Origin of the sequence: Gordonia sp. (in: high G+C Gram-positive bacteria) (assembly GCF_049647785.1) — a bacterium.
Lineage (GTDB): Bacteria > Actinomycetota > Actinomycetes > Mycobacteriales > Mycobacteriaceae > Gordonia.
On sequence record NZ_JBARYI010000071.1, the window covers coordinates 1 to 17,845 of the forward strand.

General features: G+C 63.7%; 16 protein-coding genes. 6 read left to right on the forward strand and 10 right to left on the reverse strand.

Annotation, left to right across the window (positions count from 1 at the left end; genetic code table 11):
* Window positions 1–47 precede the first annotated feature (47 nt).
* The gene (locus tag WBA38_RS10940) at window positions 48–905 is read right to left on the reverse strand and encodes an alpha/beta fold hydrolase (protein WP_424322699.1); all 858 of its coding nucleotides are present in this window, start codon (window positions 903–905) and stop codon (window positions 48–50) included.
* 51 nt (window positions 906–956) lie between these two features.
* Here WBA38_RS10940 and WBA38_RS10945 point away from each other — a divergent pair, with 51 nt between their 5' ends.
* Complete coding sequence (locus tag WBA38_RS10945) at window positions 957–1,265, forward strand: hypothetical protein (protein ID WP_424293935.1); 309 nt, start codon at window positions 957–959, stop codon at window positions 1,263–1,265.
* A gap of 151 nt (window positions 1,266–1,416) precedes the next feature.
* Window positions 1,417–2,520 carry an Ig-like domain-containing protein gene (locus WBA38_RS10950; protein ID WP_424293937.1) on the forward strand — a complete coding sequence of 368 codons (1,104 nt, stop codon included), beginning with the start codon at window positions 1,417–1,419 and terminating at the stop codon, window positions 2,518–2,520.
* 50 nt (window positions 2,521–2,570) lie between these two features.
* Here the strand turns inward: WBA38_RS10950 and WBA38_RS10955 are convergent, their stop codons facing one another.
* The 4 genes from WBA38_RS10955 to WBA38_RS10970 all read right to left on the reverse strand — a co-directional run bounded on the left by WBA38_RS10955 (window position 2,571) and on the right by WBA38_RS10970 (window position 7,835).
* Window positions 2,571–3,539 (reverse strand): R2-like ligand-binding oxidase, encoded by a 969-nt coding sequence (locus WBA38_RS10955; RefSeq protein WP_424293934.1) that lies wholly within the window; start codon window positions 3,537–3,539, stop codon window positions 2,571–2,573.
* 104 nt (window positions 3,540–3,643) lie between these two features.
* Window positions 3,644–4,972 carry an FAD-binding oxidoreductase gene (locus tag WBA38_RS10960; RefSeq protein WP_424293933.1) on the reverse strand — a complete coding sequence of 443 codons (1,329 nt, stop codon included), beginning with the start codon at window positions 4,970–4,972 and terminating at the stop codon, window positions 3,644–3,646.
* Window positions 4,973–5,107: 135 nt separating this feature from the next.
* Entirely contained in the window at window positions 5,108–7,090 is a 1,983-nt protein-coding gene (locus WBA38_RS10965; RefSeq protein ID WP_424322700.1) for a M13 family metallopeptidase, read from the reverse strand.
* 19 nt (window positions 7,091–7,109) lie between these two features.
* Entirely contained in the window at window positions 7,110–7,835 is a 726-nt protein-coding gene (locus WBA38_RS10970) for a pirin family protein (RefSeq protein ID WP_424293931.1), read from the reverse strand.
* A gap of 191 nt (window positions 7,836–8,026) precedes the next feature.
* Between WBA38_RS10970 and WBA38_RS10975 the strand changes: the two genes are divergently transcribed.
* Window positions 8,027–9,589 carry an NTF2-like N-terminal transpeptidase domain-containing protein gene (locus WBA38_RS10975; RefSeq protein WP_424322704.1) on the forward strand — a complete coding sequence of 521 codons (1,563 nt, stop codon included), beginning with the start codon at window positions 8,027–8,029 and terminating at the stop codon, window positions 9,587–9,589.
* A 7-nt stretch (window positions 9,590–9,596) separates the two neighbouring features.
* On the opposite strand, the gene WBA38_RS10980 is transcribed toward WBA38_RS10975, so the two are convergent.
* The 5 genes from WBA38_RS10980 to trmB all read right to left on the reverse strand — a co-directional run bounded on the left by WBA38_RS10980 (window position 9,597) and on the right by trmB (window position 15,771).
* The gene (locus WBA38_RS10980) at window positions 9,597–9,992 is read right to left on the reverse strand and encodes a DUF3054 domain-containing protein (RefSeq protein ID WP_424293929.1); all 396 of its coding nucleotides are present in this window, start codon (window positions 9,990–9,992) and stop codon (window positions 9,597–9,599) included.
* 29 nt (window positions 9,993–10,021) lie between these two features.
* Window positions 10,022–11,182 (reverse strand): lysylphosphatidylglycerol synthase transmembrane domain-containing protein, encoded by a 1,161-nt coding sequence (locus tag WBA38_RS10985; RefSeq protein ID WP_424293928.1) that lies wholly within the window; start codon window positions 11,180–11,182, stop codon window positions 10,022–10,024.
* A gap of 33 nt (window positions 11,183–11,215) precedes the next feature.
* Window positions 11,216–14,260, reverse strand: a complete 3,045-nt coding sequence (locus WBA38_RS10990) for an MMPL family transporter (RefSeq protein WP_424322701.1) — start codon at window positions 14,258–14,260, stop codon at window positions 11,216–11,218.
* Between the two features lie 93 nt (window positions 14,261–14,353).
* A complete protein-coding gene (locus WBA38_RS10995; protein ID WP_424293778.1) occupies window positions 14,354–15,007 on the reverse strand; it encodes an NYN domain-containing protein in 654 nt (217 codons plus the stop codon).
* Window positions 15,004–15,771, reverse strand: coding sequence for a tRNA (guanosine(46)-N7)-methyltransferase TrmB (gene trmB / locus WBA38_RS11000; RefSeq protein ID WP_424293779.1), 768 nt, complete (start codon window positions 15,769–15,771; stop codon window positions 15,004–15,006). Before trmB ends, WBA38_RS10995 begins: the two co-directional genes overlap by 4 nt.
* A 193-nt stretch (window positions 15,772–15,964) precedes the next feature.
* Here trmB and WBA38_RS11005 point away from each other — a divergent pair, with 193 nt between their 5' ends.
* From WBA38_RS11005 to WBA38_RS11015, 3 genes are all read left to right on the forward strand, one after another.
* Complete coding sequence (locus tag WBA38_RS11005) at window positions 15,965–16,372, forward strand: hydrogenase (protein ID WP_424322702.1); 408 nt, start codon at window positions 15,965–15,967, stop codon at window positions 16,370–16,372.
* A gap of 109 nt (window positions 16,373–16,481) precedes the next feature.
* Window positions 16,482–17,156 carry a hypothetical protein gene (locus tag WBA38_RS11010; RefSeq protein ID WP_424293781.1) on the forward strand — a complete coding sequence of 225 codons (675 nt, stop codon included), beginning with the start codon at window positions 16,482–16,484 and terminating at the stop codon, window positions 17,154–17,156.
* A partial coding sequence (locus WBA38_RS11015) for a GTPase domain-containing protein (protein WP_424322703.1) occupies window positions 17,153–17,845 on the forward strand: 693 nt, incomplete at its 3' end. The genes WBA38_RS11010 and WBA38_RS11015, both read left to right, overlap by 4 nt.

The following is a 17,845-nucleotide window of genomic DNA, read 5'->3' on the forward strand; positions in this document are numbered from 1 at the left end:
GTCTGACATGGAGCGGGAATCGACGCATCATGCGGGAACGGGCGGGGTTAGCGCTGCAGGAAGGCCCGGACGGACGACTCGAAGGCGTCCTTGGCTTCGATCATCACCCAGTGACCACAGTTCGGGAAGATGTGGAGTTCGGCGTTGGGAATCAAGCGCATCGGCGCAAGCGACATATCGGGCGGGCTCACGCGATCGTCGCGACCCCAGGTCAGCAGCGTCGGGCACTTCACCTTGTGCATCATGGCCCAGTAGGGCGGGGTATCAGCATTGGCCTGGTACTGCTGCATCATCGCGAAGGCCTTTGAGCCGTACATCATCGCGGCGGTCTTCTGGGCGTCCGGATCGTTGGCAGCTTCCCAGCGTTCCTCGATCAGCTCGTCGGTGACGACATTGCGGTCCCAGACCATCGAGTTGAGCCAGCGGAGGAGCTTGTCGCGGTCGGGGGTGTCGGTGAACTCCTGCAGCAGGCGAATGCCCTCGGACGGGCTCGAGCTAAAGATGTTGGGGCCGACGCCGCCAATGGTCACAAGCTTCTCGACGCGCTCGGGGTACTTGATGGCCAGATTGATGCCGACCACGCCGCCCATCGAGTTGCCGACCATGGCAGCTGACGGGATGTTGAGCGCATCCATGAACCGGATCACCGAAGCACCAGCGGTCATCACCGGATGGCCTTCGACCGGGTCGGAGACACCGAATCCCGGGAATTCGACGATGAAGGTGTGATGGGTCTCGGCGAAGAATCCCAGGTTGCCGCGGTAGTTACGCCAGCCGTTTACGCCCGGACCCGAGCCGTGCAGCAAGATCAACACGTCAGAGTTCTGCTCGCCAGCCTCGTGGTAGCGGATCACGCCCTGGTCGGTGCTGATCTCACGCTTGGTTCCCTCATAAGTCACGTCCATGCATCCACAATAGAACGCGTTCTAGTTCGGTGGTAGTCGTACTCTGGACACATGCAAATAGATGCCTCCGTCCCACTTGTTGCCGCCGGTCTGATTGGTGGCTTCGCCGCCGCTCGATACTCCGGAAAACGGCCACTCGGCGGGGTCGTCCTCGCCGCAGCCGGTGCGGCCGCCGGACGTCGATGGTTGCCGCGTGGCGCGGCGGTTACGGGCGCTTTGTCGGCAACGTACCTCGGCGCGTTCGGAATCTCACATCCCCTCGCCAAAAAGCTCGGCGCGTGGCCGTCGGTGCTGGTCATGGCAGGTGCGGCAGCGTCCATCACCGGCGTAACCCTCGCCGCAGTCGACGCCGGGAAATAAAGTTCTGGCCGCCGACGGTAAAAATTCACAGATTTTCGGAGGACAATTGGTGGTCGGTGCCACAGCGCCGTGAAAACACGTTTTCGAGGGGACCACGTTGAACCGACGGAAGTCATTGGCAGCCGCCGCAGGCCTGATCGGCGCGGCACTATTGGTCGGCGCGTGCAGCAGCGCGCCGCCGCCCCCGCCGCCACTGGCTCAAGTCACCGTTCCAGTTGCGACGGGCAAAGCCATCAACCCGACGACGCCGATCGTCGTCGACGCCGTCGGCGGCAAACTGACGACCGTTACCGTCACCAACGCGCAGGGCAAGCACGTCGCGGGCGGCCTCGATGGACCCGCAACGCATTGGACGACCAGCGAAGACCTCGGTTACGGCGGCACCTACACGGTTAACGCCACCGCCGTAAACGCCGACAAGAAGCCCACCGCCAAATCGTTTACTGTCACCACCATCGACCCCGCAACCACCGCTTACGCGAATGTCATCCCGTCGCCGGACGTGGTCGACGGCGTCGGCATCGGCGTCGGTCAACCGCTCGTCTTCCAGTTCACCCAGCCGGTGAAAAACAAGGCGGCCGTCCAGAAGTTGCTGACCGTCACCACCACGCCAGCTCAGCCCGGATCCTGGTACTGGATCGACGACCAGAATGTTCACTACCGCGGCCCCAACTACTGGCAGGCCGGCACCAAGATCCACATGGAAGCCAAGATCTACGGCGTCGACCTCGGCGACGGGGTTTACGGCGCGGAAGACACGTCCGTCGACTACACCGTCCACGACTCCTGGGTCGCCAAGGCCGACGGTTCCACTGAGCTGCTCACCGTGTTCCACAACGGCCAACAGGTCAAGCAGATGCCGATGAGTCTCGGCGAACCCAACAACCCATCACACAACGGCCCGCACGTGATTTCCGAGAAGGCCGCCCAGACAGTCATGGACTCCTGCACGTACGGCGTTTGCCAGGGTGATCCCGGCTACTACCGCGAAACCGTCTACAACGACCTCCGCATCTCCAACGACGGCGAATTTGTCCATTCGGCACCGTGGTCCGTGGGTCAACAGGGCAGTGCCAACGTCTCGCACGGATGCGTTAATCTCAGCCCGGCCGACTCGCAGTGGATGTTCGACCACTTCGGCCTCGGCGACGTTGTTGAGGTCACCAACTCGGGCGGCCCGCCCCTGCCGGTGTGGGACACCTACGGCGACTGGGAACTGTCCTGGAAGCAGTGGCAAGAAGGCAGCGCGATCTAAGAGTAAGAGCAGGGCGATCTAAGAGCAGGACAGTCTAAGAGCAGGGCCGTCTAGCTGGTCGCTGCCTGGGCTAACGTTTCGGCGTCCTCGGCGTTGAACTTTTCTTCCAAGGTCACCGGGCTGTAGTCGACGTCGATCTCTTCGACGGGACGCCCGCGAGCCGATTCAATGGCGTGCAGTCGGCGCTGCGCGCGGTCGGCGGCGTAGGCGAGGAAGACCTCGTTGTCGATGCCGAAGGGCTGCTCGTCGAACTGGGTGTTGACCCACTTGATCATTTCCATGGCGGTCGGCACCAATTCGCCGAAGCGATCCATCGCAACCTGCCAAAGGGAATCGTCGGCGGCGATATGTCGGCGGCAGGTAAACGTGCCCCACGCCATATGGCGAGTCTCATCCTCGGCGATGCTGCCGATCAGTTGCTGCATACCCGGCAAGATCCCAGACTCGACACAGATGCGACGCCACGCGTAGTAGCCGGTCAAAGCGAGGCTGCCTTCGATGACATGGTTGTAGGTGACGCTGGCGCGAATCTGATTGACCGGCGACGGGTCCGTCCGCAAAATCCGGAGGGACTGGGGGAGCTGTTCGTAAAAGAGTTCACGGTAGTACGGGTTTTCCGAGACGTACGGGTGCAGGTCTTCGGTGAGACCGACGGCATCCATCCAGAGTCGGAAGCCTTGCGCATGCTTGGCCTCGTCGAGGCAGAACTGCGATAGGTACATCTCGTCGCCGAAGCGGCCCTCGGCAGACATCGCCGACATGAACGGTTGGATGTCCTGGGTGACGGCCTCCTCGCCTGCCACAAACTGGGCAACCAGGTAGGTGGCACTGCGGCGCTGCTCGTCGTTGAGTTCGGCCCAATCCTTGGCGTCTTGCGTGAAGTCGATTGCTGCCGGATTCCAGGTCTTCGCGTTGCCCTTGGTGAACAGTCTCAGCGGGAACGACTCCCAGTTCATGCCACCCGCACGGAGCGAAGTAAACCCTTGGCGCACATCAGATTCTGGAGAAATAGCAGTCACGGTAGATCACTCCCGGCAACGTTGTTTGGCTTGCCTCGACGCTATTCCCTTGCGGGCACCAACGATGCCGGATTGGTCCGACTGGCCGATACTGCGGTCAATCGTCACCACGATGCGCCGAATCGCCCTTCCGGATCGGTGGCGGCAGCCACTGAGCGGAGGCGGTCCAATACGTCGGGAGACCACACGCGGGTGTGGTCGCCGGGCGCGACCACCCGGTCGGGGAAGTTCGCTTGAGCCCCGATCGACCACGGATGTAACGCGGTCATCAGGGCACCGCCGACGGCGTCGACCGCTTCGCGCAATGGCGGCGGATACGGCCCGATCGCACACGCAAGGAAAGGCGCACCGCGCCCGGAGACAGCGTTATCGACGGCGGGTGCGTCACCGAGGGCCCCACCGAGAAGCCGGAACTCGGCGATGATCAGCGGCGCATTGGAGTCCGGTCCAGCAACCTGGAGCATGGCATCAATGGTCGCGGGCGCTAGTTCGCCGAGAAGGCAGCTGCTGTCCCAAGCGGGCATTGGTTCAGTCGGGTCCTGATGGACAGAGCCGATCTGCGTGTAGGGCATCCGCCCCACCATGTCGGCAATCGGTGGCGTGACGGCCCGCATGGGCGCTAGGAGCCGGGCACCGTCCACGTCGGTGCCGACGTGGACGTAGCGCAGGTGCACGCTGAGTCGGCCGCGCAAGGGCGGTGGTACATCGTCGGCGTCGGGCAGTCGTAGGAGCGCAATGGACGCGGTGGTGCTCGACGGCAATGACGGTGCCCACTCGCCGAAGGCGTGCATCACTTGGGGCGCGAGGTCGCCGGGGAAAAAGATCGCGCCGCCGTACACATCTTTAATCGGCATCAGGCCGAATGTGATCTCGGTGATGATGCCGACTGGTAGTTTGCCTCCGCGCATGGCCCAAAACAGGTCGGCGTCGTGCTCCTCGTCAACCTGGCGGAGATCGCCCCCGGCGTCAACCATCTGGAACGACCGCACGTGATCGGCGGCAAAGCCGAAGGTGCGTGCCATTGGCCCCATCCCGCCGCCGAGGGTGTAGCCGACGACGCCGACGTCAGGGGACGACCCATTGAGGGGGGCGAGTCCAAATGGTGCGGCGGCATCGATGACGTGCTGCCAACGCGCGCCCGCGCCAACGGTGGCGGTGTCCCGGTCGGCGTCGATGTTGACCGAATTGAGTGCCGCCGTATTGATTAACATGCCCGCTGTCACCGGTTGCGCGGCTCCGTGCCCGGTAGCGTGCGGGAACACCGGGATGTCCAGTTCGGCGGCATGCCGGACGGCGGACTGGACCTCGCTGGCGTGTCGTGGAGTCACGGCAATGTCCGGTGAGGGAATGGCTGCCGCGTTGAACGCCAGGCATGCGGCCTCCCACTCGGCTGTTCCGCGAAAGAGAATCGGGAGTTGAGGGTTCGCAGCCATTCTGGCACCTTGCTCAGCGGTGTGCGGTCTGTTGGCCGAACGGGTGACTAAAATTCAACAGGGCACGACGGCGCCTGTCTGTAGTCTGTTCGGCCGAATGTGTGACCTATCTGAGGTGCGAATCAGCGTAGCCGATTACCAAATCCGAACCCGCTCGTCCTCCGGCAGATACAGCGCGTCCCCCTCACTGACGTCGAAGGCGTCGTAGAAGGCATCTACGTTCCGGATCACTCCGTTGCAGCGGAACTCAGGCGGTGAGTGCGGGTCGATCGAGAGGCGACGAATCGCTTCCTCATCGCGGGTCTTGGTTCGCCAGATTTGCGCCCAACTGAAGAAGACGCGCTGCTCGCCGGTAAGGCCGTCGATCACTCGCGGTTGTTCGCCCGACCGCTCCTGTGCGATTTGGTAGGCCACCAGTGCGATCGACAATCCGCCGAGGTCGCCGATGTTCTCGCCGAGCGTGAATTCGCCGTTGACCTTGTACTTTTCGTCCAATCCCTCGGGCGTGAACTCGCTGTACTGGGCGGCCAGGGCGGTGGTGCGTTTGCCGAATTCGGCACGATCGTCGTCGGTCCACCAGTCCACGAGGTTGCCGTCACCGTCGTACTTGGCGCCCTGATCGTCGAAGCCGTGACCGATCTCGTGGCCAATCACCGCACCGATACCGCCGTAATTGGCGGCATCGTCGGCATTCGGGTCGAAGAACGGCGGCTGCAGGATGGCGGCCGGGAAGACGATTTCGTTCATGCCGGGGTTGTAGTAGGCATTGACCGTCTGCGGCGTCATGAACCACTCGTCACGGTCGACTGGCTGACCGATCTTGGCGAGTTCGCGTGCCGTCTCGAATGCTGCGGCACGACGCGAGTTCCCGATCAGGTCCGTCGGATCCACCTCGAGGGTCGAGTAGTCGATCCACTTGGCGGGGTAGCCGATCTTCGGCGTGAACTTCTCCAGCTTCGCGAGGGCCTTCTCTCGCGTTGTGGGCGTCATCCACGGCAGATCGACGATGTTACGGCGGTACGCCGCGACCAGATTTGCGATCAACTCGTCCATCCGGGCCTTGGCCTCCGGCGGGAAGTGCCGCTGCACGTACACCTCGCCGACCGCAAAACCGGCCGCATCTTCGACGAACTGCACGCCGCGCTTCCAGCGATCACGGATCACTTCGGCGCCGGTCAGCGTGCGGCCGTAAAACGCAAAGTTCTCGTCGACGAAAGCGCTCGACAGGTACGGCGCGACCGTCCGCAAGAGCCGCCACGACAGCCAGCTCTTCCACGACTCCAGCGGCTGCGAAGCCAGCAGCGCGGCAGCCCCCTCGATAAACGACGGCTGCCCGATGATCACTTCGTCGAAGGTGGCACCGGCGTCGAGGCCGGTGAGCCAGGCCCCGAGGTCGAATCCGCTGGCCAATTCGGTGAACTCGGTGAGGGTCCGCAAGTTGTAGGTCGCTTCGGCATCGCGACGGCGCACCACATCCCAGTGGTTGGCGGCGATTGCCGTTTCCAACTCGAAGATGGCGTCAGCCTGTGCCTGCGGGTCGGGGAGTTCGGCGAGCGCCAACATGGCGGCGATGTGCGCGCGGTAGGCCTCGCGCGTCTGCGCGTGGTTTTCTTCGCGGTAGTACGACTCGTCGGGCAGTCCGAGCCCGCTCTGCGACACGTGGACCAGGTACCTGTCCGACTGCCGCGAGTCGGTGTCGACGTACATGCCGAAGAGCCCGCCAACACCGTCGCGCTGCATTTGGCCCAGCAGGCGGGTGAGTTCGGAGGCGTCGGCAATGGCGGCAATGGCAGCCAGCTGATCGGCGATCGGCGCGATGCCGACTTCCTCGATGCGGTCGGTATCCATAAACGAGGTGTAGAGGTCGCCGATCTTGGCGGCCGGAGTCCCGGCCTCGGGATTACTGTCGGCGCATTCTTCGACGATGGTCCGGACATCAGCTTCGGCGTTGTCGCGCAGCACGTGGAAGGCACCATCGATACTGCGGTCGTCGGGAATCTGGTGCTCGCGCAACCATTTTCCGTTGACGTGGGTGAAGAGGTCATCTGCTGCTCGGACGGAGTTGTCGACCCACTCGAGGTCGAGCCCGGAGGTCTGCTCGATAGTCACGCTCTCCATAGTGTCATCTGGCGGCGATCTATTCCCCGAGGCGCTTATCCATGCTCCAAATCAATACCTCGGCGTCGGTGATAGCGCGAAGGCTCGACCCGCCAAAATCCTCGGCGCGTAGGGCATCTGAGGTATTCAATGTCTCGCCGTCGACCTCGATGCTGCCGCGTGTGAGGAACAGATGCGTAAAGCGGGAAGTCGGGACGACAATTCGGTCACCGGCGGACAATCGGGCTGCCGACAGGGTGGCGCCGGCGTTGCCGATGCGGATTGCGGCGTCGACGGTCGGTGCACCGGAGGCGACGGGGACCAGTCGGCCCGGTTGGAGTTCGCCTGCGAGGTCGAACTGCTCGTAGCTGGGATCGCGGCCGTACTCGTCGGGCATCACCCACATCTGGACGAAGTGAACGTCGTCCTCGCCGGTCTCGGCGTAATCATTGCGTTCGGAGTGCAGGATGCCGGTGCCTGCGCTCATACGTTGAGCGAGGCCCGGGTAGACGACGCCGGAATTGCCTTCGGAATCTTGGTGGACGAGAGATCCGGATAACACCCACGTGATGATTTCGGTGTCGGCGTGCAGATGCATATCGAAACCTTCACCGTGGGTAACAATGTCCTCGTTTTGCACCAGTAAGACCCCGTGGTGGGTGTTGGCTGGGTTGTAGTGGTCACCAAATGAGAACGAATGTGAAGATCGCAACCATGGCGTTTCGGTGTGGGCGCGTTCCGCGGAACGGGTGATTGACCAGGTCATAATTCCAGTATCCGCGACATTGGGGAACACGGGAAAACCGTGGGTGTTGTCGGATTGTGACCACATAGTTTCTAGAAAGCTAGCGTGGGGCCAGTGAAACGGGTGGGAATAGAGTGATAATTGGGACTATGGGTTTCAGGCGTCGACGCGCAGTGATAGCAGCGGTCTCGTCCTTCGCCGTCGTGTTGTCGATGGCCGGGTGCTCTTCGGACAACGCAACCGATGCTTCACGCGCAGTCGGTGCGTTCGCTGACGCGATGGGCAGACAGGACACGCAGGGCGCTGCGGAAATGACGACGTCACCGAGCCAGGCCTCGGAGTCGCTCGGCGTGACCTTCGCCGGCATGCACGCCCGCGATGTCTCGGTTTCTCCGTCGCGGCTCGTCGAGTACAGCGACGGCAGCGCCTCCTTTACCCTCAACACCAAATGGAACTGGGCCGACCACAGCTTCGAAACGAAGACCGCCGGTTCGGCGCGCCGATTGTCGTCCGGGTGGAAAGTGCAGTGGGACCCAGGCCTGCTGTACACCGGCTTGACCGCAGACGGTCGCCTTCGGGAGATCCGCACCGACGCCAAGCCCGCCCCCACCGTCCGCAGCGCGAGCGGCAAGCCATTCATGCAGATGGAACCGGTAGCGCAGATCACCGTCGACCCGGCGAATACCAAGAACCTCGACAAGACCGTTCGGGCCCTGGCCGCGGCGATTGCACCAGCCGCGCCCCTGGTCACCGTCAACGTGATTAACGGGAAGCTCGCTGCCTCGCCCGGTCAAGAAGTCACCGTCGTGACCCTGCGGGATGAAGATCTGAAGGTCTTGAGTTCGGACCCGTCGCGCATCGCCGGTGTCAGTGTCAATAAGACCGGCATGCTCGTGATGTCCGACCGCCGCCTCACCACCCCGCTGGCCGACGGCCTGACGAACTACTGGAACGCCATCCGCGATGCGACGGCCGGTTGGCAGGTCCAGATGGTGGTACCGGGCACCCCGCCGCAGAAACTCGCAGGTCACCAGGGTGGTGCCGGGCCCGATGTGCTCACCACGATTAACCAGAACGAACAGCTGACCCTGGGGGATGCGGCCGTCGAAGTGGCTCAGCCAGCGACCATCATGACGTTGAACGGACAGACCGGTGCCATCTTGGCGATGGCCCAGAACGACGCCGCAGCCAAGGCCAAGACCGAAGCAGGCATCGCCTATCCGGTGGGCACCACCTTGGATCCGGTCTTCGCCGCCATCGACAAAGCGGGCAAGGGCGGCGACGACAAAACTGCCACCGGAGTCTTGCATTCGCTGGGCCTGGGTGTGCAGTTCACGGCACCCGGTGTGAGCCTGCCTGCGAGCGCCCAACCCCGAGTGGCTGCGGCCGCCTATCACCCGGCCGACTTCACGGCGTCGATGATGAGCATGGCGGCTTTGGGGGTCGCGGTCGAACGATCAACCGCTGGGAAAGACGGAGCAGCGCCGACCCTCATTAAGGGCGTCGAAACCAAGGTGTCCGCGGAGATGGGCAAGCTCGATGATGGCGTGATGGCCGCGATCCGGGCGGCGATGACCCAGACTGCCAAGACCGGCGACGCCAGCGATCTGACGAAGGCTCCCGGGCTGAAGGCGCTCGTCGGCACCAACGGGCCGCAGGGACCCGGGTGGTTCGTCGGCACGCAGGGCGGCAAAGTGATCGTGGTCTACTGCGAGGGTGCCAAGTCCGGTACGGCCGCCCTTCAAGTGGCCCAAAAGTACTTCAACCTGAGCTAGCGGTACCTCACACCGAGCTCGCGGTGCGGCGCGACACCGCTAACGCCACCGCGCGCCAGCCGAGGAGGAGTAGGCCGGTTGCGAGGGTGGCGACAATGACGAACGGCAGCGCCGTGCCCTGCCCGGAGACGGCGCGCAAGACCATGCCGAAGACGACCGTCGAAATCCACACCACCACACCCGCTGGCCAGAGGGCAGCGGGGGCAAAGCTACGGCCACCTGGCACTGCCGCGGTGATCACCCAACCAATCGCGGCACCGACCAGGAACGGCCAAAACGTCGTCAAAAACCCGGTGACCGACAGGGCTTCCTCATGGCTGGCGCGGCCGATGATGGTGAAAACCGCAATGGCGACGACATCGGCGACCAGCGGGGTCGCGAAACGCGAAGTGGTGGCACTCATGCCCTCCACCGTAGCGACCGCGGTGACAGCTACGCGGTACCCGGTGCGTCATCGGGATTAATCGAGTCGGGATTAATCACGGGATTGGCCTGGGTGGTGTCCTCGGCCATCTCATCCTCGAGGCTGCGGCCAGTCTGGAATCGTCCGCGGTACCGGATGGCGATGATGACCCAGCCGATCACCGAGATGATGACGTAGCTGACGATGCGGTAAATGAGCACGGCGGTCACCGCGTCGGTGAGTGACATCCCCGCAGAAGTCAGCGCCGCGACCAGGACTCCGTCGACCACGCCGATGCCCGCGGGCAGCAGCGGAACGGCGGTCCCGACGGCCTTGCCCGCCGCATACGCGACCATTAAGCCGGGAATTGATGGATGTGCGTTGACCGCGTAGCAAGCTGCGGCCAGGCAGGCCACGTCGGCGATCCAGTTGAACAGACTCCAACTGAAGGCACTCAGCGCGTGGCGGCGATCGAGTTTAACCGCCTGCAACTGGTTGATGACCTGGTGAAGCTTGTCGGCACCGTAGTCGGAAGGCTTATCGCGCAGGTCGTTGAACCACGACAGTAGTCGGGCCGCGATCGTTTCGAGGACCTGCGGGTGACTGGCCATGTACTGGACAATCGCGATGAACACGATTAGCGCGGACGCACTGAAAATCACCGAAAAGGGGCTGGTCTTTGCACCAGCGAGGAGGGCGCCACCGAGGCCGAGCATCGCCAAGCCCGCACCGGCGAGCAACCCGGACATCACCAACTGCCACGACGCGACGACAGGGGTGGCACCCCACCGGCGTGACTCGCGGTAAATAAACGCCGGTGCCAACACCTGACCGCCGGGCATAGTCTGCGATACCGCGTTCGAGGCGAGGATCACCGCCAGCGACTCGCGCTGTCGTACCCGGACGCCAGCCGATCGCATCAGAACCCGTTGGACGTGCCCAAAGCTGTCCATTGACAGCAGTGCGGCGATGATCGACAGGACTACGAACTCCCACCGGATCTGATCGACCTGAGCCCAGGACTCGGCGAGTCGGGGCCAAATGATAATGCCTTCGGCGATCAAGATCCCCAGGACAACGACGATGAGTGTCCATTTAAGCCACCGGCGCCAGGGGCGCGAAGACTTGGCTTTCGATGGATTGTCCCCAGCGACTTCTCCGGTGCCGTCTGGGGCGTCGTCGTCAGGCATGGTCATCAGCTTAACTGCCGAGTAAGAACGGTCCTACTTGTCGTCTGACTGTTCTGACCGACTCCGGCGCAGCAGATCCTGCACGCTGATCTGTGTGCCAGTGTCGCCGCGGTCCGGACGGAGTTCGCGGGCAGGCGGCGGTGTCGGTGCCGGTATCGGTGCTGGTGCCGGTCGAGGAGGCGGCGTCGGTGCCGACTTTGGTGCGGCCTTGGACGCGGGGGACGGCTTAGGGGCCTGGGCAGGCTGCGGGACAGAAGCAGTCTGCGGGGCAGAAGCAGTCTGGGGGGCAGGGGCTGGCTTCGGGGCCGAGGGTGTCGGCCGGGGAGTTGGTGGGACCGGGGCCGCCGCCTGAGGCTGCGCCTGCGTGACTACCGGACGTGGCGGAACCCGCCGCTGCGGTGTCGGGGCACCCACTGGCCGACGGGCCGGTCGCGGTGCCGTGGCGGGTGCGGGTGCTGGCTTCGGTTGCGGTTGCGGTCGCGGACGTGCTGGCTGCTCGGGGGCGGCCTGGCGGACGCCGCCCTGGCCCAACTTCCAGGAACCGGTATCCGGACCAGACTCACTGCGTTTGGGCCGTCGGGGAGCCGCCGGCGCCACGGCGTCGTCGACAAGCTCATCGAGGGTGCTGTCCGCGGTGGGCTGGGGCACCGGGCCGCGGCGAGCGCCGCGCGGTTCGGCCTGACCGGCCACACTGCGCGGTGAGACCGCGGCGGGCATCCGCATGGCGGTGGTTGGCGCTTCGGCAGCCGCGACCACTCCGCCCGAGGTACCGCCCGGCAGCGACTCGAAGTAGTCCGGCCGCTTGTCGTTGGGTTCGTCGGTCAGGATCGTCTCGCCGAGACCGATCTTTTGCTGCAAGCGCTGCATCCATCGAGGCGACCACCAGCAGTCATCGCCCAGCATCTTCATGATCGACGGCACCAGCAGCATGCGGATCACGGTCGCATCGAGGATGAGGGCGGCGATCATGCCGTACGCGATGTACTTCATCATCACGATGTCCGACAGTCCGAACGCGCCCGTCACCACCACCAGGATCGCGGCCGCAGCCGTGATGATGCGGCCGGTGTGGGCAGTACCGACGCGGATCGCCTCCGTCGTCGACGCGCCCTGCTGTCTGGCTTCGACCATGCGGGACAGCAGGAATATCTCATAGTCCGTCGAAAGGCCGTAAATAATCGCGATGATCAGCACCAGAACCGCGGCAAAGAGCGGTCCCGGGGTGAAGTTGGCGATCGACGAGCCGTGGCCATCAATGAAGATCCAGGTCAGGATGCCGAGTGTGGATCCCAGCCCCAAGGCGGTCATCAGAGCGGCCTTGATCGGCAGGATTACCGAACCGAATGCCAGGAACATCAGCAGCCCGGTCACCAGAACCAGGAGGATGGCCATTATCGGCAACCGGGTGATGAGGGAGTCGATGGAATCCTGGGTCAGCGCTGGCATACCGGTGATGTAGACCGTCATGCCCTGGGGATCGATGGCGCGGAGTTCCTTGATCGCCTCGGGCGCGGTTTCGCGTTCGAGCAGGCCAGCCGACATTTGGGTGACGCCGAGCCCATTTTCTTCGTCGCCCCAAATCCCTTCGAGGGCGCCTTCGTCGGCGGACGGGGAAAACGACTTGGTGAATCCCGGGATTTTGTTCGCTTCGTCAGCGATCGTCTGGATCTTGCCTGCCGCGTCGTCGGTGTTCTGGTCGTAAACGACGACGATCTTAAGGTCTTCGGTGCGTTCGGTGGGGAAGTACTTGTCGAACGATTCTTGCGCCTGCCTGTTCGCATTGTCCGGAGGCAGGTAGGCCTCGGTCATGCCGCCGAACGCGATGTTGCCGAACGGGATGATGAGCGCGAGGAGCAGCAGAACGGTGGGGACGGCGGTCTTCATCGGGTGCTTCATGACCCAGCCCGCCAGGCGACCCCAGAAACCGTTCTCCACTTCTTCCCGCGTCTTGGTGCGGTTCAGGAACGGCAAGCTCAGGGCGTCAATGCGGGTCCCGAGGACAGCGAGAATGGCAGGCAGAACCGTGATCGAGAGCAGCGCGGCGAGGCCGACCGAGGCGATCGCGCCGTAGGCGACTGACTTGAGGAACGACTGCGGCATCATCAGCAGGCAGGCGAGGGCAGCGACGATGATGGTCGCCGAGAAAACAACCGTCTGACCGGCGGTCATCACAGTTCTTCGAACCGCAGCCTTGACCGTATAACCCTCGGCTAACTCTTCTCGGAATCTGCTCACGATGAAGAGGCCGTAGTCGATCGCGATACCCAGGCCGATCAGGGTGACGACCGACTGGGCAAAAATATTGAGCTCGGTGAGCTGTGCGAGGACCTTCATGATGCCGAGCGACCCGGCAATGGTGAGGCCACCGATAAACACCGGCAGAATTGCCGCTACGACGCCGCCGAAAACAAAGAACAGCATGATCGCGACCAGCGGTAGTGCAATCAGTTCGGCACGTTGGATGTCCTCGTCCATGCCTTTGCTCATGGACCCGGCGATCGGCTGCAGACCAGCTAGTTCAAAGGTGGTACCGGGGAGGTCGTACTTGCCAGCCAGGTTGTCGAAGAAGGGCTCAATGGTTTTGTAGTTATTGAGAATTGAGGTGTCGTCGTCGCCAGCCACACCGATGGAGACGAAGCCGTGTTTTCGATCGGCGGTCCACATTCGGTCTTGCTTCATCTTGGCGGCCGTGGCGCCCGCACCGCCGCCCGATGTATCGAACGGATCGATGATTCCCGCGTGCCCGTCGCCGGTCTCGCGGCTGACGATCTCCGGGTATTGGCTGGTCAGGTCGTTGATGATGTTTTCGATCTTGGCGCCGAACGCCGGATCGTCGACGGTGGTCCCCTGCGGTGGGGTGATCAGCAGAATGACATCGGACTTGTGATCACGGCCGAGAGCCTGGTCGGCAATCTGCGCGCCCACCACCGACTGCGACGTCGGGTCGAACCAGCCGCTCTGCGACAGATACTGGGGCAGGTTGATGCCGTAGAGGCCCAAGCCGCCCATGAGGGCAACGAGGACGGCGATAACCGTGTAACGCATTCGGTAGACGAATGAGCCGATGGATCCGAACACGCCGGTGTCCTTCCTCTTGCGGGGACCGAAAGCCCAATTGTTTCAGTGTTAACTGAGAAAACGTCGCTGACGATTCAGGTTTGGGGGCGCGGCCTACTTCAACAGCGCACTCAACGGGCGGAACGGGGTCAGCCAGGCACCCTCGTCTGGCAGGGAATCCAGCCCGATTCGCGGCAGCGCTTCGCGGAACACGCCGGGGATCTCTTCGAGGTCAATGAACTCGATATCATCGCAGGTCACGGCCCAACTGGCGTGTTCACGGAAGCCGATCACGGTGACCGGAATGCCCTCGGCGGCAATCTCCAGAAGCGGCTCGCGGAAGGCCTGTCCATCCGCTGAGGCGACGATCACTCCGGCGAGGCCAGGTGTATACCGTCGCACTTGGATGTGATCGAGCATATCGGTGTCGACATCGCTGTCTTCGGTGAGTTTTGGCTTCGCGAAGACGGCGTAACCCACGTTGCGGAGCGCCTCGACCCAGGGCCGCACCACGTCGGCACTGCCCGGAACGATATTGGTGAAGACCGTTGCTTCGGGTTCCACCTCGGTGCGCAGGGTGGCGGCGAGCGCCGCGTTGCGCTTCAGGATCCAGCGGCCGAGTGCGTCGAATCGCGGTCGGTGCGCCGCGGTCGGACGGCCGCCGAGAATCCCACCGAGACCCATGTCCATGTTGGGGGCATCCCACACCAACAGCAATCGGGGAACGGTGCTGGCGCCGGAAACTGCCTCGGCGAAGTCGGTGGTCATGATTTCTCCTCGGCGCGCATGGGCTTCACGTAGACGAACTCATTGACCTCGCGGCCCTCCACCTGGGCACGACCTTCGAACTTGGTGGTCGGACGTTCCAGGAGAATCGGGGAGTCAAAGGTGAGGGGGACCACGTGGGGGCGGTCAGCACGTTGCGTCGCCAGCAGTTCGGCGATCCACAGTGCGTAGTCCGCGTGGTCGGTGGCGATGTGAAGGACGCCGCCGGGCTTGAGTCGATCGGCGATCAGTTCGATGGTCCCGGACTGCAGGAAACGCCGCTTGTGATGCCGCGATTTGGGCCAAGGATCAGGGAAAAATACGCGGACGCCGGTCAGCGAATCGGATTCGACGAGTTCGCTGAAGACAACCGTCGCGTCGCCACGGATCATGCGGACGTTCGTCAATCCCGCGCGGTCGACGAGACCGACCAGCTGAGCCAGTCCCGGCTGGTAGACCTCGACGGCGACCACATCGGCGTCGGGTTCGGCTTCCGCCATCGCTGCGGTCGAGATACCGGTGCCGCTGCCGACCTCGATGATGAGGGGCGCGGTGCGACCAAACCAGGCGGGCGCGTCGAGTTCTGGTTCGTCGACGCGCTCGGGGCCCGTGAGCAGGTCCCGGCCCAACTGGGGCCACAGGGTCTCCCAATTGCGCTTCTGCCCATCGGAGAGCGAGCCGCGTCGGAAGCGGAAACTCGTGACCCTCGGATAGAGGCGCGATCGGTCAGTATCGGGCGCCGATCCCTCGGCGGCGTCGGTGTTCACCTATCCATCGTGACCTATTTGTGCTGCTCGATCACAATAGACACCCCGATCGGATGGCATTACGGGTGCTGAACCGGGTGTAAGCCACCAAATTGTCCGAGATGAGAGAAGTGGGACTCACCAGGCATTTTGATGGGTCTTGTCCCCAGGAAAATGTCTATCCCACGCGGGAAAAGCGCATTACCGTAGATAGATGCAGGAGTTACTGGTCGTCCTCGGCTTGGTTCTGTTTCTTCTCGGGCTCATCACCGGTTTGGCGGTCCCGGCGTCGAAGAACCCGCGCATGGGTGTGGCGAGCCATCTCCAAGGCATGACCAACGGACCGTTCCTCATGCTTGTAGGTCTGCTGTGGCCCCTAATGAACATGCCTCACGTGTGGGGCGTCGTGACGGTCGTGCTTCTGGCCTACGGGACTTACGCCAATTGGCTGGCAACCCAGTTGGGGGCACTCTGGGGTGCGGGACGCCGCTTCGCTCCGGCCGCGACCGGCGATCATCGTGCGTCGGCAGGCAAAGAGCGCGTCGTGGACTTTCTGCTCGCTTCGCTTGCGCCGGCCATGATCGGCGCGACAGTGCTCCTCATTATTGGGGTCGTTCGCTGAGTACGACGCGACGCGAACCGAGTGTGGGGAAATTGTCTGACTTGACCAATTGTGTCGGACTCAAGCGGTAGGTTCATTCCACGCAAACACCTTGGGGGAGGTGGACGGGGTGAATCAACCGCTAGTCGTCGAAGTCAATGGGCTACCCGGAGCTGGGAGCACAACCCTGGCGCGGGCACTAACCAAGTGTTTTGGGGTTGTCGCGCTAACTGATGCGCCAGCAGGCGACGCTCCGCCCGATCTGCTGGTTCGAGTCGTCGGTGCGCAGGTTCGGTCGGCCGATACCGCGGCGATCGCCATGACGGAGGCACCGATCCTGGTAGTCGCCTCCAAATGCGATACGCGTCGGGCGGATCAGCGGCCCAGCGCGCCCGGGCGACAGGTTTATCCGGTGTCCGGGCTGCTCGCTGGGCTCACAGTTACCCAGGAGGACGTCGAGCTGCTCTCGGAATGGCAAGGCGGTGGCCTCGTGGTCCCCGTCGTTGCCGCAGCGTTCGCGGAGCACCCGGAACAAGCACGGTTACTCGCCGCATACGGTCGCTGGGGCCTCGCGCGGGCGATGGCCGCAGTCGCCGAACAACCGGGCATCGATGCCCAGGCGCTCACCGGGCACCTGCGAGCGGCAAGCGGAATCGATGCGCTCGCCCCGCCGATCCGGGCCCTTTCGGGTCAGATTGCGGCACGTCGTCGAGCTCACCGATTGTCGGGACTGCGGCTGCTGGCGGCCCGGGGATTCGACCGCACCGCAGCCGAATATCGGCTCGCGGCGGAGAGCTTGCGATGACACTTTTCATTGCCGGGACGGCTGGCGCAGACATGGACGGCCTCGCGGATGCGTTGATTGCCCGCGGGTTTTCCGACCCGGTAGCGGTCGTCTTCGAGCCCATGCAGCTTCAAGCACACATCGCCAAGTGCGAACCGACGCGAGCGGTGGCGGTCCTGGCCCTCGACTCGTCGATGCCATCCGCAGAGGAAGAGACGCGACTGCTGGCGGAGTTCACGGCAGCAAAGATTCCGACGGTCCTCGTCGCCTGCCGGGTCGATGCCTACCCCTCGTGGCCAAAAACCATCGCCGACTCGCGACAACGCCTCGACCCTGGCAAGCGTCTCCCTGTTTTCGCCACGTCCGTCGAACTGGCGGCGGTCCCGGGTGCGGCCTCCGGGATCGACGAACTCCTCGACTGGTGCCGCAACCCGGATCGACCCGGTACCGATACGACCGCCGCACCCGTAGCGCGGGCGTCGTCATCGGCGGTGCTGCGCGCCGATCGTCTCGCCGGGTTGCGGGCTGGAATCGTCGCCGCCCGCTCCGAATCGGTGACCTCGGTGCGGTCGGCCGTCGCCGAACTGGCCGGGCGCGTCCCCGAAGCATGCACGAGCGACGGATTCGTCGACTGGCTACCGCAGACACTGACGGCCCTCGATCGACGGGCGGTCGGATCGCTTACGCAACGCTTGCACCAGGTGCACGCC

Bases quoted from the DNA above. Each gene is read 5' to 3' on its own strand.
- WBA38_RS10940 (WP_424322699.1), bottom strand. From the start codon at position 905: ATGGACGTGACTTATGAGGGAACCAAGCGTGAGATCAGCACCGACCAG.
- WBA38_RS10945 (WP_424293935.1), top strand. From the start codon at position 957: ATGCAAATAGATGCCTCCGTCCCACTTGTTGCCGCCGGTCTGATTGGT.
- WBA38_RS10960 (WP_424293933.1), bottom strand. From the start codon at position 4,972: ATGGCTGCGAACCCTCAACTCCCGATTCTCTTTCGCGGAACAGCCGAG.
- WBA38_RS10965 (WP_424322700.1), bottom strand. From the start codon at position 7,090: ATGGAGAGCGTGACTATCGAGCAGACCTCCGGGCTCGACCTCGAGTGG.
- WBA38_RS10970 (WP_424293931.1), bottom strand. From the start codon at position 7,835: ATGACCTGGTCAATCACCCGTTCCGCGGAACGCGCCCACACCGAAACG.
- WBA38_RS10975 (WP_424322704.1), top strand. From the start codon at position 8,027: ATGGCCGGGTGCTCTTCGGACAACGCAACCGATGCTTCACGCGCAGTC.
- WBA38_RS10980 (WP_424293929.1), bottom strand. From the start codon at position 9,992: ATGAGTGCCACCACTTCGCGTTTCGCGACCCCGCTGGTCGCCGATGTC.
- WBA38_RS10985 (WP_424293928.1), bottom strand. From the start codon at position 11,182: ATGCCTGACGACGACGCCCCAGACGGCACCGGAGAAGTCGCTGGGGAC.
- WBA38_RS10995 (WP_424293778.1), bottom strand. From the start codon at position 15,007: ATGACCACCGACTTCGCCGAGGCAGTTTCCGGCGCCAGCACCGTTCCC.
- WBA38_RS11005 (WP_424322702.1), top strand. From the start codon at position 15,965: ATGCAGGAGTTACTGGTCGTCCTCGGCTTGGTTCTGTTTCTTCTCGGG.